The sequence below is a fragment of the Leptolyngbya sp. FACHB-1624 genome, assembly GCF_047649235.1.
Lineage (GTDB): Bacteria > Cyanobacteriota > Cyanobacteriia > Leptolyngbyales > Leptolyngbyaceae > Leptolyngbya > Leptolyngbya boryana.
Genome location: NZ_CP180258.1, coordinates 5,991,347 through 6,008,721, shown reverse-complemented (window position 1 = coordinate 6,008,721; position 17,375 = coordinate 5,991,347). Strand labels below are relative to the sequence as shown.

At 45.3% G+C, this 17,375-nt stretch carries 13 protein-coding genes; 7 read left to right on the top strand and 6 right to left on the bottom strand.

Annotated elements, in window-relative coordinates; translation table 11 throughout:
• Nucleotides 1-105: 105 nt before the first annotated feature.
• Nucleotides 106-402 (bottom strand): hypothetical protein, encoded by a 297-nt coding sequence (locus ACMUEV_RS28580; RefSeq protein WP_199329467.1) that lies wholly within the window; start codon nucleotides 400-402, stop codon nucleotides 106-108.
• Nucleotides 403-450: 48 nt separating this feature from the next.
• The gene (locus tag ACMUEV_RS28575) at nucleotides 451-789 is read right to left on the bottom strand and encodes a hypothetical protein (protein WP_242044395.1); all 339 of its coding nucleotides are present in this window, start codon (nucleotides 787-789) and stop codon (nucleotides 451-453) included.
• A gap of 305 nt (nucleotides 790-1,094) precedes the next feature.
• Between ACMUEV_RS28575 and ACMUEV_RS28570 the strand changes: the two genes are divergently transcribed.
• The 5 genes from ACMUEV_RS28570 (at nucleotide 1,095) to ACMUEV_RS28550 (ending at nucleotide 6,143) form a co-directional block, all read left to right on the top strand.
• The gene (locus ACMUEV_RS28570; RefSeq protein ID WP_348251562.1) at nucleotides 1,095-1,457 is read left to right on the top strand and encodes a hypothetical protein; all 363 of its coding nucleotides are present in this window, start codon (nucleotides 1,095-1,097) and stop codon (nucleotides 1,455-1,457) included.
• A 253-nt stretch (nucleotides 1,458-1,710) separates the two neighbouring features.
• Nucleotides 1,711-2,715: a HAMP domain-containing sensor histidine kinase gene (locus ACMUEV_RS28565; protein ID WP_347277604.1), complete on the top strand. Its 1,005-nt coding sequence runs from the start codon at nucleotides 1,711-1,713 to the stop codon at nucleotides 2,713-2,715.
• A complete protein-coding gene (locus ACMUEV_RS28560; protein ID WP_017285780.1) occupies nucleotides 2,712-3,386 on the top strand; it encodes a response regulator transcription factor in 675 nt (224 codons plus the stop codon). The genes ACMUEV_RS28565 and ACMUEV_RS28560 overlap by 4 nt, the downstream gene beginning before the upstream one ends.
• A gap of 448 nt (nucleotides 3,387-3,834) precedes the next feature.
• Nucleotides 3,835-5,496: a GAF domain-containing sensor histidine kinase gene (locus ACMUEV_RS28555; RefSeq protein ID WP_242044400.1), complete on the top strand. Its 1,662-nt coding sequence runs from the start codon at nucleotides 3,835-3,837 to the stop codon at nucleotides 5,494-5,496.
• Between the two features lie 215 nt (nucleotides 5,497-5,711).
• Entirely contained in the window at nucleotides 5,712-6,143 is a 432-nt protein-coding gene (locus ACMUEV_RS28550) for a DM13 domain-containing protein (RefSeq protein ID WP_242044402.1), read from the top strand.
• A 162-nt stretch (nucleotides 6,144-6,305) separates the two neighbouring features.
• Here the strand turns inward: ACMUEV_RS28550 and ACMUEV_RS28545 are convergent, their stop codons facing one another.
• The 4 genes from ACMUEV_RS28545 to ACMUEV_RS28530 all read right to left on the bottom strand — a co-directional run bounded on the left by ACMUEV_RS28545 (nucleotide 6,306) and on the right by ACMUEV_RS28530 (nucleotide 10,029).
• Nucleotides 6,306-7,406: a glycosyltransferase family 4 protein gene (locus tag ACMUEV_RS28545; protein ID WP_190651024.1), complete on the bottom strand. Its 1,101-nt coding sequence runs from the start codon at nucleotides 7,404-7,406 to the stop codon at nucleotides 6,306-6,308.
• A 625-nt stretch (nucleotides 7,407-8,031) separates the two neighbouring features.
• Complete coding sequence (locus ACMUEV_RS28540; protein ID WP_199329469.1) at nucleotides 8,032-8,934, bottom strand: ATP-binding protein; 903 nt, start codon at nucleotides 8,932-8,934, stop codon at nucleotides 8,032-8,034.
• A 102-nt stretch (nucleotides 8,935-9,036) separates the two neighbouring features.
• Nucleotides 9,037-9,279: a hypothetical protein gene (locus ACMUEV_RS28535; protein WP_199329471.1), complete on the bottom strand. Its 243-nt coding sequence runs from the start codon at nucleotides 9,277-9,279 to the stop codon at nucleotides 9,037-9,039.
• 150 nt (nucleotides 9,280-9,429) lie between these two features.
• Entirely contained in the window at nucleotides 9,430-10,029 is a 600-nt protein-coding gene (locus ACMUEV_RS28530) for a Crp/Fnr family transcriptional regulator (protein ID WP_017285788.1), read from the bottom strand.
• A 325-nt stretch (nucleotides 10,030-10,354) separates the two neighbouring features.
• On the opposite strand from ACMUEV_RS28530, the gene ACMUEV_RS28525 reads away from it, so the two are divergent.
• The gene (locus tag ACMUEV_RS28525; protein WP_190651026.1) at nucleotides 10,355-10,846 is read left to right on the top strand and encodes a hypothetical protein; all 492 of its coding nucleotides are present in this window, start codon (nucleotides 10,355-10,357) and stop codon (nucleotides 10,844-10,846) included.
• 296 nt (nucleotides 10,847-11,142) lie between these two features.
• Entirely contained in the window at nucleotides 11,143-17,355 is a 6,213-nt protein-coding gene (locus tag ACMUEV_RS28520) for an AAA family ATPase (protein WP_190651029.1), read from the top strand.
• Nucleotides 17,356-17,375 lie beyond the last annotated feature (20 nt).

Here is a 17,375-nt window from a genome sequence, read left to right as displayed (position 1 = left end):
CATCAGTCGCGCACAAACGATAACGATAAGGTAATTCCAGACAGCTTGTTGAGAAAATAACTCAGATTTAGGAAGCCCAAACTGATATTCAAAGAAGCTAAAGGATTAGACTCCTCTAAAGCCCAGATCCATTTCGATGCCCATTTGCTCGGCTTGCTGCATTGTTCGATCGCACTTTGTCCGTCGGCAGATCTGACGAATACCAATTTGACTGAAGAATAGTCCGAGCAGAATGATAGCACCAATTTCGGTGAGCTTGCGCGTGACCGCACTTGAAGCACCGAAAATCAAAATAACCATCCAGAGGTACAGTTGCCCTGGGACTTTTTGATGCGATCTCGTTCCCTTTCTGAAGTTCATCACAATTTGATTCAAGAAGTAAGATGGTGCTTTGGTGATCATGTCTCTTCACTGATGAAGCCTTTCCAAGTACGAGAAGAAACAGCCCCGTTACTTCACTTCACTAGATGCAAATTGTGTAACACGACCCGACTTAACTGCCACAACCACATCATAGGTTGCACAGTAAGCAAATGTAGTATTGTTGGCTTTGTTGTAGAGATTGACCACCATACCTGCACCACCAGGTTGCACGGAGACTGGCTCTAAATCGCCAAAGAAGTAGCGTCGTAACTCATCACCACCCCCAAACTGTCCCTTATGCTGGACAATTTTAGCGATCTTTTGCGACGGGGTTAAGCCTGTACTATCTTTCATTTCTTGAGCTGCTGATGCCTGCATGAGGTGAGGATTGATGGCTTTGAGTGGAGCATCCCAAATTGTGACCATGCCAACTCAAGCAGCCGTGGTGAAAGTTGTGGTGAGTAAAGAAGTAAGTTTCATGAAGTTCATTCCTGAGGAGTTCAGTTAATTCCAGAATGCAGGTCTTCGTTGAGAGGAGCTTAAACCGAAACTAAACCTTCTGTGAAGTTAACCGTGTAGAAAACTTATGCCAAACTCAGCATTTTCTCAGAAAACTATGCTGATGCGCCTAAGATCAGTTTCTCAGTCAATTCTCAGCGGTTGATCAGAACGCATTCAGGCTAGTTTGTCATGCTTGTTGTTATCAAACACTTACTAGCTTCAGGAGAGTGATGATGAAACGCTTCTTATTGACAGCATTCTCGCTCATGCTGGTCTCCACGACTTCAACTGTTCCCGCAAGTGCTCAGCCTCGCATCAACCAAGAGATCGCGAGCAACAATCTAGGCACGACTCAAACCACCGTCAGATTATCTCCAGCTGATCTTGCACATTTTGCTTATCGCGGCTATTTCAAGTCTCAGAGCATCAATGGCTATGGCAGCTTAATTCAAGATCATAATACTGGCAAAGTTAGCGCTAAAGACATTGTGCAAGCCGCAGTGAATACTCATCATCTGCCAGCTTCTACTTTGGACGATCGCGGTTATCTCAATGCCGTAGACAATCAGTTGCGCGACCTTAACCTGCATTGAGTGCCCCTGAAGAAGCCGAAACGATTTGGCTTCTTCGTTGAGTTCCAGCTAGTCTACAATGAGTTGATAATTCTAGACGTTGATAATTCTAGACTGAGTTTGAACGCTATCCGCGTCAAAGTAGGTGATCTCCATGCGTCGCTTGAGTAGATTTTCAAGAACAAGGTTCAGACTGAGATGGAATCACCTCGATACCAACTCACTCCATTTTCGGCTGTTTTTCTGTATCGTGATCTTTTCTGCGATCGCTGCTGTGAGTTTCGTTTTTCTCAGTCGTCGAGATGTGCAAAACTTTCTGTCGATGAGTTCGTTTGATGCAGCAACCACTGCAAAATTTCTCACGCTCGCTGCTCAGTTAACGACCTTAAGCTTAATTTTTATTGGCGTGCTGATGTTGATCATGCTCGGATTAGTTTGGCGATTGCTTTCAGCATTACGACATTTCCATCAATGGACAACTTCTTCAACTAATCGACTAGATCCCTATCCGCTCAATTTATACCCTGCACCGACCGAAATCAAAGGATTAGCGCAACGTTGGAATGAGATCGTTACTCAACTAGCAACGGTTAAAGATCAACAGCGACAATTTACGAATGCGGTCGCTCATGAACTGCGATCGCCATTGAGTTTAATTTACGGCTATCTCCAGCGGAGTCAAAAACAAAATCAAACATTGACAGACACGCAAAAAGAAACACTTGCGATGGCAATTACAGAAGCAGAGCGAATGACGCTCATCTTAAAAGACTTGATTGATCTTGCGCGTATAGAAAGTATTAATATTGCAATTCATGAAGAAGTCGTTATCTTAAACAATTTTGTTCACGATGTCGTCAATATGACCGAACAGTTTGAGTCTTGTAATATTGAAACCAAATTATCCACAACGCCAATCCGAGTCCAAACAAATCGCGACTATTTAATGCAAATTCTAGATCACCTCATTAGCAATGCAATTAAACATTCCAATTTAGATATTCCAATCATCATTACACTCCACCAAGAAAGCAACACAGCGATTATTCAAGTGCGCGATCGCGGAAGCGGTATTTCCCCATCTCAACAAGCCTTTGTATTTGAGCCATTTTACCGAACTGATCCGTCGCGGGCACGAACAACTGGTGGGACTGGCTTAGGATTGACGATCGCAAAAACATTAGCAGAACGGATGGGCGGCAATATTACTGTCGAATCTCAACCCGGTGAAGGCAGTACGTTCACATTAACACTTCCAGCAGTAGGAACCCGATCATGAGTGCTCATATTCTATTAGTTGAGGATGAAGTTAAACTTGCTCGTTTTATCGAACTAGAACTGGTTAGTGAGGGCTATACGGTTAGTGTCGCGCATGATGGCATGTCAGGCTTGATGCTTGCTCGCGAGGCGACGCTCGATCTGGCGATTCTCGATTGGATGCTTCCAGGATTGTCTGGTTTAGAACTCTGTCGGCGATTGCGATCGACCGGAAGTAAAGTTCCAGTCATTCTGTTAACAGCACGCGATGAGGTAAGCGATCGGGTTGCGGGTCTGGATGCAGGAGCCGATGATTACATGGTGAAACCGTTTAGCATTGAGGAACTGCTCGCAAGAGTCCGTGCTCATTTGCGTCGAGTGCAAGACGGTGATGAAGAGATTTTACAGTTCAATACCTTACGCCTGAATCGGAAGACTCGCGAGGTATATCGCGGCACTCGATCGATTTCTCTTACTGCAAAGGAATTCGATTTACTAGAGTATCTTTTGCGGCATCCGCGTCAGGTGTTTACTCGTGATCAGATTCTTGAGCATGTTTGGGGATATAACTTCATCGGCGATTCTAATATTATTGAAGTTTACATTCGCTATTTACGTCTGAAATTAGAAGAAGAACAAGAGCCGAGACTCCTTCATACTGTTCGGGGAGTTGGCTATACGCTACGCGATTGATTCAAGCAGCATTTCCATCGGGATGGGTTAAAGCGGAGCATTGCGATGCTGTCTCACCCAAGTTGAAAGGCTAATCGAACAGTGTCCTTTCAGGGCTAAAATTTCTCTACTGGGATGTTACGAGCAGCCATGCTGCTGCTGCTGAATGATCAAGTTATGGACAATCCTCGATCGTACACTAACGTTGGCAAAGGCTACACAATGCGAGAACTCAGAGTTTTTCAAAAAAACTGAGTTCTAAGAATTTTGGTTGCATCCCTGAATTCAGTCACATTGCATAGATGATGCAGTTCTAATAGAAAGGTTAATTTTTGCTGAAAGAACAGCAATCTCCATCAAAAGAACTTTAGGATACTTTATCAGAAGTTGAAGGACGCCCATTTCTTGCAGACTTGATCAAACTAATTGCATCGTAATGTACATCGCTCCTTGAGGAGTATCGGAAGCAATGATGACGATTCCTTCGAGACCGGAGCAGCGAACCTTAGCAATTCTATCCTCCCTGAGTTATCGAACGGGCGAACTCAGCTCCTATTTGTATGAAGTGGCGCAAGGAGTTAGCGAACTGATTGGGTTAGACTGGTCGGTTGTGACCTATTGCCAAGGGGATAGCGAGCGGATTCTGGCAAGTACGATCGAGCTAGGGGAAGCAGCAAATCAGGTGTATTCGCTGCATGGTAGCTTGACTGGTACAGTTGTAAAAACGGGCGCTCCGTTAGTCGTCGAGAATGCAAGTACCTGTAAGGATTATGGTCAGGCACCAGAAGGCTATCAGGCTTATTTAGGCGTGCCTTTACGAACCTCAAGCGGTGACGTGATTGGGACAATTTGCTCTTTCCAACGGCAGCCCCGTTGCTTTACAGAAAACGAAGTGAAGCTAGCAGAACTGTTTGCTGAACGAGCTGCAACGGCGATCGATAACTATCAGCTTTACCAACAGCAGCAACAATTCAACGAAATGTTAGAAGCGGAGGTCATGAAACGCACAATCGAACTCCGCGCCGCCCAATCAGAGTTATTGACTGCTAACCTTGAATTAGAACAACGAGTTGAGCAGCGCACAGCAGAACTCAAACAAGCAGAAGCAAAGTTTCGAGCAATCGTTGAGAATGCAAATGATATTATCTTTGCAATCACGCCGGACAATGTATTTTCCTATGTTTCTCCTAATGTTGCTGATGTGCTAGGATTTCAGCCTTCGGAAATGGAAGGAAACTTGATCACATCGTTCATCCATCCTGATGATATTCAAGCTTGTCTTGGCGAGATCGAACAATTGCTTTCAACCGGACAGAAACAATCGGGAACAGAATATCGTGCTCCTCATAAACAAGGTGGCTGGCGTTGGCTCACTGCAAATATCGGATTGACTCAAGATACAAACGGACAACCGCTGATTGTAGGCGTAACCCGTGATATTAGCGATCGTAAACAAGCCGAGAAAGCATTAGAACGGCTCGCAGAAATTGGTGAGCTAGCCGCGATGATTGTGCATGAAGTCCGAAACCCGCTGACGACAATTTCAATGGGACTAAATACGTTCAAAAGGCTGAATTTGACAGAGCGGTTTCAGGAATATCTTGCGCTTGCATTAGATGAAGCCGAACGTTTACAGCGATTATTGAACCAAATTTTGCTGTATTCTAAACCGCAAACTTTACAACGATCGCAGTTAGCTTTGGATCAATTGATCACCGAAACACTTGATACTCTCAAGACCATTCCTGCTGCGTCGGAGAAATACCTAAAGGTGGACATCGCATCCGCACCCATTCAAGTTTTAGCGGATCAAGATAAGCTGAAACAGGTGTTCATTAACTTAATCATCAATGCCTATGAAGCCAGCAATACCGGAGAGACAGTAACGGTTAAGCTCTATACGCTTAGAAATCATCAAGCTTGCATTCACATTCAAAATCAGGGTCAACCGATTCCTACAGAGAGTCTGCCCAACTTAACGAAACCTTTCTTCACGACAAAAACGGCGGGTACCGGGTTAGGACTCGCGATTGTCAAACGGATCATCGAAGCTCATGAAGGTGAATTGAGTATCGAATCCTCTGCGACAACAGGAACGATCGTTCAAGTATTGCTGCCTCTAACACCATAAATCCTCAAGATGAGAATTCGCTGAGAATGACCTGAAAACTTTCTCTGTGAAATATCAGCATTTTGTTATGGACTGTTTAAGCGCTCATCATTTCGCTGCTCAACCTAACCATCATAATCAGGGGTGTATTCATCCAGAAAGCTTTAATCATGAAAGTAAACCATTGGATTTCACTCAGTCTAGCTTCTTTCATCTTTGTTGGGTGCGTTGGAACGATGGCTAAGAATCAGGCAACGGAACCGGAACTTCCAGCAAAACCAGAATTAGCAACTCAGGCGAAAACTCCAGCATCAACCATTGTAAAATCAGGCAGTTTTCAGTCTGGAGAACATCCAACCCAGGGAAAAGCTCAAATTGTTACTCAGAATGGCAAATCTTTCCTAGAACTAGATCAAGGGTTTAAAACCTCCAGTTTGGGACCTGATTTAGTTGTTGTTTTACATCGTTCCAACAATGTACTGAGATCCGCAAAACCACCTTCCTATCCCTTGAAAGAGGGAGAATATGTCGTTCTCGCACCTTTACAAAAGTTTAATGGTGCTCAAAGCTATGCGATTCCAGCCAATGTTGACCTAAAAAGCTTTCAGTCCACTGTAATTTGGTGTCGTAAGTTTAATGCAACTTTTGGGACTGCTCCATTAAGTTAATTCGGAGAATTGTAGTGTCACTTGACCTTCAAGTGGCTCTAGTTGCAGGGAGTAGCCAGGGCATGAGACAGGAAATGGTAATGCCAGACTGAATATGCTCAATCTGGCAAAGTCAGAAGTGCTACAACAGCATTAGTGACAAAGCGCCCGTAATCGAACGACTCAAGCCTCTGCAGTGACAGCGCGATCGCCACTTGATTCTGTCTCCATGGCAGTTAATAGGGAGATTAAGGACTGCAAGTGCCTTTCCGTAGTATGTTCCCGCAGCACTTTTTCATGTCCGCGTTGTGCTAAAGCCGCAGCTTCTTGGGGATTGTTGAGCAAAGACACGATCGCTGCTCTTAAACTTGCTGCATCGCCGACTGGCACACCTCTCACCACACCTTCATCTCTCAAAGCTGTGTTACGACCCGGCGTACTGGTGAGAACCACAGGCTTACAGCATGCCATTGCCTCTAAGACAACCGTTGATCCAGCAGAATAGGTATGATTCACGACGGGAACCACCACAATGTCAGCATCGCGGTACAACTGGCGCAATTCCGCAAAATCATAATATCGCGCTTCCATGTTTGCCGGAATGACTTTCGGAAACCCCCCCGATCCTGCTGCTTTTGCCGCACAGGAAGCAGCACAGATTTTCACATCCACATCAAGATCGTGGGTTGCTTCGGCAAGCGTCACATAGTCTCGCTGCTCTAAGCCTGCACTCGCAATGATAGGACGGGATTTACTCGGAGAAGTCGCACCGGGAGAAAAGAAATCCGTATCGGTGTGAAGCGCGAACACGCTAACACGATCGCTGCTGAGATTGAGAAACGATTGGAGAAAGTCGCCCTGACTCTGGTTGTAAACCTGAAAAGCATCAATATGAGTGTCTAGCGCAAACAACTTCAGAAGCAAACGTACCCGTCTGTTTTCGGGAACCATCACATGCGTCGCGAGCTTCGGGCGCTTGCCTGCAACCTTACACAACATGGCTAACGGAAAACCAACATCAGTCCCATTGCAAAAGATGATATCTTCATTGCTAAGTTGGGGCACTATCGATCGAGCCATTGCCCATTGTTCAGGTAACGTGCCGAAGAACTTCGCAAACACTCGATCGAGAAACGTGATCGGGTGATTTCCGGTTTTGTGAATCGTCGCATCAAGTTTCTGGCTTAAGTCTGCTAAGACATGGCGTGGATTTATTCCTTGTCTTGCGCCTTCGCTGAATTGCTCTAAATCAAATGGCTTACTTAAAACTATATGATGTCTCATCGTCTACACAGATAGATAAAGTGTACGGGTAGATTCGCTAAAGGCTTAGACGAATTAGATTTAAGCCTTAAGTTGAAGATGAACAAGCCAATACTGAGATTTATCTTAAGTTTTGCAATTTCATTGCAACAGCGTCGCTATAGATGCACTGTGGAGATGCCGAGTGCAGTCTGTTCAAATCTTACAGTGACTTACGACTGTTAGTAATACTGAGAAGTAGTGCTTATAGACTCTTTATAATAGGAGAATTTTAGTAAAGCTTAGGTTAAATATTCAGTAGAAGTCCCGAGATACATCAGATAATTCTAGGCAGCATTGATACCGTGAGAGGGCAAGGACTTATGGTTGAGATAGATTTAATCAAAGCGAAGTAGCTTACCTTTGATATGAAGGAAGTTATAGAGCCTCTACAAAGTCTTGAATTCATACTGAGCTTACTTTTGTTCAGTACGATGGACCTGAAATGACCCTTCAATTCGGACAGAAGCACAAACAGTTTAAGCGTGACTACTTTCTACCACATTGCTACTTCTGTTGTTCGTTCCATTTGTCCTTTATTGAACAAGGATACTACTCTTAGTGCTCTGTGCAAATTTGGGGTGACATTTCACAATCTCTTCTTAAATTATTCGGCTTCTTGGTTGACTAAGGTTTGATAAGACTGGTGTTGAAGGGGCAATTGCACTTGCACAATTGTTCCTTCAGGCTCAGAAGAAGTAATACTCAGACTTCCGAGATGAGCTTCGACAATGCGTTTGACGATCGCGAGTCCCAATCCAGTTCCCTCCGCTTTTGTCGAGTAAAACGGCTGTGTTAATTTTGGTAGACTATCAAGCGCGATCGGATCACCCCCATTCTGGATTGAGAGACAAAGCTGCTCTGGCAACAAGCTCATTGTCCATAGAATTGTTGAACCAGGATCAACCGCTTCACAAGCATTGCGGATCAGATGAATGAAAACTTGTTTGAGCTTGGCTGCATCACCCAAGATATAAATTGGTGAATCCCAAGGAACAAAGACAATCCTCCGTTCTTGCGCTTGGGGCATAGATTGCAACAGCATCAGTAAGGCTTGAACAAAAGTATTGATCTCGATTTCAGCGAGCTGCAACACTTGAGGTTTGGAGTAAAGTAGAATCTCATCGAGTAAATTTGCTAATCGCCCTGCTTCATTGGTTGCTAGTGACAATCGCGCTTGAGCCGATGCGGGTAAGTCAAGCTTTGAAAAATGATTTAATCCAAGCTGAACGGTTGTGAGTGGATTGCAAATTTCATGCACAATCATCGCAGCAAACTCTCCGATCGCAGCGAGTCGCTCTTGCTCGATCAATTTTGCTTGTGCGGCGCGGAGTTCGATCGTGCGTTTGATCATTTCTGCTTCGAGCAGTTCATTAAACTGCTGTTGTTGTTGATAGAGGCGATAGTTATCGATCGCCGTTGCTGCTCGTTCGGCAAAGAGTTCGACAGAGGCGATGAGATCTTGACTATACTGGTGGTGTTGCTGACTAGACGAACAAATTGTCCCCACAATCTCGCCCGGAACCGTCCGAAGGGGAACACCTAGATAACAAAAATAGGTCTCTAGCAGTGCTTCACACCCAGCATCTTCGATCAGAAAAGGCTCGCCACTTTACATAACTCTTTCCGCGAGCGTGCCATGTAGCGAAACTTCAGCCTCAGTCTCGATTTCTAGACTGCTCGCAATCACCTGAATCGTATTGCCTTCGCAGAGCACCACGATTGTCCAATCAGAATCGAGGAGTTGGTTGACTGCACGGGTAATTTCATGCAGATAGCTGCTTAAATCATGAGCACGATAGCTTAAAGTCGTCAAAGAATCCAGAATGCTCTGCTTTTGATCGACGTGTTGCATCCTCTGCTGGTTGATCATGCGCTCTCATCACTTAGGAAATATTCTTTCGTCTGTTTTAACGAGAATAGGCGGTAATTTTCTGCCTGTCTTTGATTCAAATCAATTTTGCAGCATTCTTTATTCTTTAGATTATTTTAAGTTGATTACAGCTTATTCGAGGAGTGTAATTCGACGTTTTTCCCGTAAAATAACCTCTTCGATCTCTAATTGAGTCAGAGTACGCGATAATACTTCCGGACTGATCCCCAAATCATAGGCAATGCTCTTCAAAGGCTGCTTTAAGAGGACAGAGTTTTGATCCGTTGGCATCACAAACCGTAAATAATGCAAGACCCGTTCTCGTGCTGACCGAATTCCACGGACTTCTAGCATTGTTTTCGTCAAGTGCAATCGATACGCCATTTGTGCCATAAACGCGATCGCAAGATCCGAATCTTGTTGCAGTGCTTTCAGAAAGGCTTGTTTCGGAAAAACTAAAACCTGAGTGAGTTCTTCCGCGATCGCAGTGCAAGCATAAGTCTCAATGAATAGTACCAACTCTGCACAAAGTTCACCGGGATTGACTTGGTAGTGATTTACAATCTGCCCACTTTCGGTGTAATGCAGTAACCGAATCCGTCCAAACTGAATCACAAATACTGTGTCAGCAGGTTCACCTTTATGAAAGAGCGCCTGACCTATCGTCAAGGTTTGCTGAGTGACGACGGTCTGTAAGGCGGTAGGAAGTTGGTCAAAATTTGAGAAGTTCATATCTTTAAGAGAAACGGTAATCTTCTAATCCCTAGGTCAACCGGGATATACGACTGCAATTTGCCTAGTATCCACTACTTGCTTTAACGGTTGATGAGAGATGACTTTATACACGCTGAGAAACCCTAAACTGTGAGTCCTCATCTTTTAAGCACAACATAGTTTCCTCATGCTCGTAGTAACCTTCCTACAAGCTCTATCTCTCAGCTAACCTTAATCTCGCTCTCAGGTTTTCTAGAGCTTCATACAGCATTATCTAGTTAAGCAGTTCAACACTCGACTGAACTCAATCGTATCCAACCACTTTTTATCCAGGACAATGCTTATGAAACGCTTTGTCTTAGTTGGTCTATCCTCGATCGCACTTTCAGTAGCAACATTTCTTCCTGCTACTGCTACCGCTCCTCTGGTGAGATCCCAGAACAATCAGATGTTTTTTAGCTTCAATTCCCCTTTTATCAGTAGTTCCGAAATTCGAGGTGAAAATCATCTGATCCGTGTGATGGTTTTGGGAATGTCATTACAAGATGTGATGGTTCTCGTTCCTCCTCAAATGGCGAAGTTTCGGAGCATCACTGTGGCTGATGAAACAGGTAAAATGATTCCTGCAAAAATTGAGAGAGTTGATAGAAGAGTAGCAGTCGTGTTCAATCAGCCCGTAATTTCAGGAAAAACAATCGAGATTAATTTCTCTGATACCGATATCACCATGGAAGAAGGCGAAATTTTACTCTATAGTGTCACAGCTAAACAAGTTGGACTCAATGCAGAAATCCCAATTGGTACAGCTCGGATTCAAGTTCCTCCTCGAAATTAATCGCTCAGCTTGCTCATTGTCACACCAATGCTGGACAAAGCTCAGATGTCTGAACTTTGTCCATTTCTTTCATTGATAGACTGAACAATAGAGATGACCGTTTTCTTCAAAGTTCTCTTACAGTCTGAAAAATAAGGTGGAGTCGTCATTCCCGAGTCGATGCCGCCTTTCAGAAACTAGACATAGCTCAATTACTAAGGTGATCTTCAGCCCAACCCATAGATTATGCCTGTTGCTCGCGCCAAAGGTCAGGGGAAATCTAGAAAAAACCTAGATTTTTGAGACGCATCCTTCCTATGGCACCGGCAACTCACACCCATCCAACGCCTTTTCCAAGCCTTTCTGGCTATGAGATCGTGGAGCAGTTGTATGCTGGATCACGCACTCGGGTTTATCGCGCGGTGGAAGAGTCTAGCCAGCGTCCTGTCGTCCTGAAATTCCTACAGCAGGAGTATCCCACCTTCGACGATCTGTTGCATTTTCGCAATCAATACACGATCGCCAAAGCCCTCAACCTGCCAGGGGTGATTCGTCCCTATAGCCTTGAAGCCTATGGCAACAGCTATGTTTTAGTCATGGAAGACATTGGCGGGCTGTCCCTTCAGGACTATACCCGTCAGGTTACGCTGTCCGTGTGTGAGGTCTTGACGATCGCGATACAACTGACCGAGATTCTGCACGATTTGCACCAGCAGCGGGTCATTTATAAAGACCTCAAGCCTGCAAATATTCTGATTCAGCCTACCTCGAAACAAGTGAAGTTGATCGATTTCAGCATCGCGTCACTCCTTCCTCGGGAAACCCAAGAAATCCAGAATCCGAACAGTTTAGAAGGAACGCTCGCTTACCTGTCTCCAGAGCAAACCGGGCGAATGAATCGGGGCATTGATTACCGCAGTGACTTCTATGCTTTTGGAGCCACCTTGTACGAACTGTTGACCGGGCAACTTCCGTTTCAGTCCGATGACCCGATGGAACTCGTCTATAGTCATCTCGCTAAAGTCCCGAGTGCACCCCATGAACTCAATCCAGAGATCCCGATCACCGTGTCGGAAATCGTGCTGAAGCTCATGGCAAAAAATGCGGAAGACCGCTACCAAAGCGCCTTGGGTCTGAAGTATGACTTGGAAACTTGCCTACATCAACTGAAAGAAACCGGCACAGTGATACCTTTCGAGATCGGCACTCGCGATCTCAGCGATCGCTTCACCATTCCCGAAAAGCTCTATGGACGAGAAGCGGAAGTACAAGACTTGCTCGATGCCTTCGATCGTGTTGCGCAGGGACAGACCGAATTAATGCTAGTCGCGGGATTCTCCGGAATTGGCAAAACTGCGGTCATCAACGAAGTGCATAAGCCGATTGTGCGACAACGCGGCTACTTCATCAAAGGCAAATTTGACCAATTCAATCGCAACATTCCCTTCTCTGCCTTTGTTCAAGCTTTCCGCGACTTGATGGCACAACTGCTCTCAGAATCAGATGAGCAACTGCACACCTGGAAATCCCGGATTCTTAAAGCTTTAGGCGAGAATGCTCAAGTCATTATTGAAGTGATTCCGGAACTCGAACGCATTCTTGGTGTGCAACCTCCTGCGCCAGAACTTTCTGGCACTGCGGCTCAGAATCGTTTTAATCTTCTGTTTCAGAAATTTATTCAGGTGTTTAGCACCTCAGAGCATCCTCTGGTTATGTTTCTGGATGACTTGCAGTGGGCAGATTCTGCTTCACTGAACTTTGTGAAGTTGTTAATGAGCCAAGCGAGTTCTGGCTATTTACTGATTCTGGGAGCTTATCGCGATAACGAAGTCTTCACAACCCATCCCTTAATGCTGACCTTGGAAGAAATTCAGAAAGCACAAGCCACGATCAATAAAATTACCCTTGCTCCTCTGAGAGAAATGACGGTAAATCTGTTAGTGGCTGACACTTTGAGTTGCACTGATGACCTAGCACGTCCTCTCACGCAACTGATTTATCAAAAAACCCAAGGCAATCCCTTCTTTACGACGCAGTTTCTCAAAGCTCTTTATGAAGAGGGGTGGATTACATTCCAGGCTAATTTGGGATACTGGCAATGTGATTTAGCATCAATGCGGCAGTTAACACTTACTGATGATGTCGTGGAATTCATGGCGCAGCAGTTGCAGAAGCTGCCTGTGGAGACGCAGACTGTGTTAAAGTTTGCCGCTTGCATTGGCAACCAGTTTGATTTGAAAACCTTGGCAATCGTTGCAGAACAATCCTCGATCGAAACAGCAAGTCAGTTATGGAAGGCATTACAAGAAGGATTGATTCTCCCGATCAATGAAACCTACAAGTTCTTTCAATCGCAGGATCGAGATACGCAAGAGAACGAAGTTATTGTGATTTATAAATTCTTGCACGATCGAGTACAGCAAGCTGCTTATTCTCTCATTGCTGCTGGTCAGCAGCAGTCTACGCATCTAAAAATGGGGCAATTATTACTCCAGAATTCTTCTCAGCAGGAACGGGAAGACCGCCTCTTTGAAATTGCTAATCATCTTAATGTGGGTATTCCCTTGATCACACATCTGCCAGAACGGGAAAAACTGGCGGAGTTAAACGTAGCAGCGGGCCGCAAAGCGAAGACTTCGACAGCTTATGGAGCCTCGATCGCTTATCTGAGGATAGGAATTGAACTCTTGCCAGAAGCCGCGTGGGAGAGCCACTATCCACTAATGTTGGCACTGCATGAAGAAATTGCTGAAGCCAGCTATCTGAACACAGATTTTGAGCAGATGGAACAGTGGGCAGGCATCGTGTTGCACCATGCTAGAACTTTACTCGATACCATCAAAGTACAGCAAATCCGAATCATGGGAGCCAAAGTCCAAGGGCAATTCCTCGATTCAATCGCCGTTGGTTTACAGGTCTTAAAAGAATTAGGAATCGAATTTCCAGCCCAACCCACCCAAGCAGACATTGGACAAGCCTTTGGAGTAACGCGATCGCTTTGGGCAGATCAAGCACCTCAGCGTTTACTCGAACTGCCCGCAATGACTGATTCCCATCGATTAGCTACGATGGAAATCCTGACGGTATTGGTGTCTGCAGCTTACATGGCAGCACCGAACTTAATGCCCTTACTAATTTTCAAGCAAGTTGAATTATCCATCCAATTTGGGAACAGCCCGGTTTCTATCTTTACTTACGCAGACTACGGTTTGATTCTGAGTTGTGTGATCGGTGATATTGATAACGGGTATGAGTTTGGAGAGTTAGCACTAAGTTTACTAGAACAACTGCAAGACAAACTCTTCAAGAGTCGTTCCTGGTATGTAGTTCATACTTACATCAAACATTGGAAAACCCATTTATCTAACATGCTTCCGCCTTTGCAGGAAGCCTATCAGAGTGGGCTGGAAACTGGAGACATTGAATCCCTGAGCTTGAATGCAACAGCTTATTGTTATTACGCCTATCATGCAGGGCAGGACTTAGTCGATTTGGCTCCAACCTTGGAGGCTTACCGTCAAACGATTGCGCGATACAAACAGACATTCAGCCTACCCTACCAAGAGATCTATCAACAAACTGTTCTGAATTTACTAGGACAGACCGCAGTTCCTTATCGGCTCACTGGCGAGATTTTTCACCACGACCAATGTTTGCCTCAGCTAAAAGCGATGAATCATCGCGCTGCGTTGTTTATCTGGCACATTAACCAAACGATTCTTTACTATCTCTTTGAGAAAAATCGGGAGGCTATCGAAACCTCTGCCCAAACTGCCCAATACCTTGATGGCGGATTAGGAACGTTTATGGTTCCGCTCTACTCCTGGTTTGAGGCACTCATTCAACTGGCTCAAGTTTCAGAAGTTGCAGACGAAGAGCGTCAAACAATACTCCTCAAAGTGCAAGAGCATCAAGACCAATTGCACCATTGGGCAACCTTAGCCCCAATGAACCATCAACATCGTTGGGAACTGGTGGAAGCAGAACGATGTCGAGTTCTCGGCGATAAAACGAATGCGATCGAAGCTTACGATCGCGCGATCGCCATTGCCAAGGAAAATCGTTTTATTCAAGATGAAGCGCTTTCCAACGAACTGGCAGCAAAATTTTACCTCCACTGGGGCAAAGCCAAAATTGCTGCAAGTTACATACAGCAAGCATACTACTGCTACAGCCGTTGGGGAGCCAAAGCCAAAACAGCTGATCTGGAAAACCGATATCCAGATTTACTTCATCCAATTCTCCAGCCCGTGAGTCCAGTTTTCAATGTGCTCGAAACTCTTGCCCCAATTGCTTTACCACTTTCGATCCATCCCGCTACTAGTTCAAATCATTCTTCTGAGATGAGCGTTAATCTCACGCTAGACTTTAACGCGATCCTCAAGACCTCCCAAAGCCTGTCAGGAACTATTCAACTCGATGACTTACTTCATCAACTGACGCAAGTGATTCTGCAATACTCAGGCAGCGATCTCTGTGCAGTACTCTTACCCGATCAAGCGGGAGACTGGATTGTAAAAGCGATCGCCACAGCTGACGCGACAGCACTTCGTACAGAACCCTTAGCGGATCATGCTCATCTGCCGATTAAACTGATTCAGTATGTCAAACGCACCCAAGATATGGTGCTGATTGACAATTGCGACACAGAGTTACCCGTAATTGATGAATATTTGAGCAAACATCAGCCGAAAAGTGTCCTCTGCGTGCCCATCCTGAATCGGGGAAATTTGATCAGCATGGTCTACCTAGAAAATCGCTCCACGAGTGGCGTGTTTACGCGCGATCGCTTGCTCCTGCTCAATTTTCTCTGTACTCAGGCAGCAATTTCTTTAGAGAATGCGCGTCTTTACCAAGCCTCTCAAGTCTACGGACAACAGCTAGAACAGTCTTTAGAACAGTTAAAAGTCAGTGAAACCCGCTTCCAGAAGCTTGCAGATAATATTCCAGGGTTAATCTATCAGATTCGGATTCAGCCTGATGGCACATCATCGATACCTTATGTAAGTTCGGGCTGCCAAACTCTGTATGAGGTCGCAGCAGAAGATCTGATGAGTGGGAAGTATAGCCTGCGAGAGTTTGAACACCCCGACGATCAAGAAGGAGTTTTTCAAGCTGTACTAGAGTCTGCTCAGAATCTCACACCATTTCGGCATGAGTGGCGCATTATAACACCGACTGGCGCCATGAAGTGGGTACAAGCGATTTCTCAACCCGAGCGTCGGGAGGATGGCGAAGTCGTTTGGGATGGCATTGTGATTGACATTAGCGATCGTAAACAAGTTGAAGCAGAACAAGCAAGGTTACTCGCCATTTTAGAGAGTACCTCAGACTTTATTGGCACCGCTGATCCGGAAGGACGAATTCTCTACGTGAACCGGGCTTGGCGCAATCTGTTGCGTCTCGATCAAGAAGGAACGAATATCGCCGATCACCATCCTGATTGGGCAATCGAGATCATTGCGAATCAAGCTTTGCCTGAAGCTGTCCGTTCAGGAATGTGGATCGGTGAAACAGCCGTCCTCGATAAAACTGGACAGGAGATTCCGATTTCTCAAGTGGTGCTTGCCCACAAATCGAGTCATGGGGAAGTTGAGTACTTCTCGACAATGGCGCGAGATATTAGCGATCGCAAACGGGCTGAAAATGCGGTTTTGCAAAAATCTCAGGAACTTGAACAAGCCTTAGCCAAATTGCAAAATGCTCAACTCCAAATGGTGCAAAGCGAAAAAATGGCATCCTTGGGCAACCTAGTCGCTGGAGTCGCTCACGAAATCAACAACCCGATCGGCTTTCTCAATGGCAGTATCAGAAATGCCAGCGATTATGTGCAAGATGTCTTCGGACACCTAGCACTGTATCAACAACATTATTCCGACCCAGCTGCACCCATTCAAGACAATGCGGAAGACATTGATTTGAAGTTTATCTACGAGGACTTGCCGAAGGTACTGAACTCAATGAGAGGTGCCGTCGATCGCATTAAGTCAATTAGTAATAGTCTTCGCACGTTCTCGCGCGCCGATACCGAGCATAAAGTCTGTGCTGACCTGCATGAAGGCATCGACAGCACGTTGCTCATCTTGAAATATCGCCTCAAAGCAAATGATGCTCGCCCAGCGATTCAAGTTATTCAAGAGTATGGAACATTACCGGCTGTTGAGTGCTTTCCTGGACAATTGAATCAAGTGTTCATGAATATCTTGGCAAACGCGATCGATATGTTTGATGAAATGGCACAAGGCTTCTCTTATGCTGAATTAGAAGCCAACCCGCAACGTATTGAGATTCAGACCGCCATCGTAGGCAATCACGTCGAAATTCGGATTCGGGATAATGGCAAGGGTATGAGCGAAGCGGTGAAAGCAAGAATCTTTGACCATTTATTCACTACAAAAGGTGTTGGAAAAGGAACCGGCTTGGGGTTAGCGATCGCCCGTCAAATTGTGGAGGAAAAACATGGAGGTCAGATTTTAGTCAACTCCAGTTTGGGGGCGGGAACTGAATTCCTGATCCAACTGCCTGCATAGATAGTTATCGACGATTATCC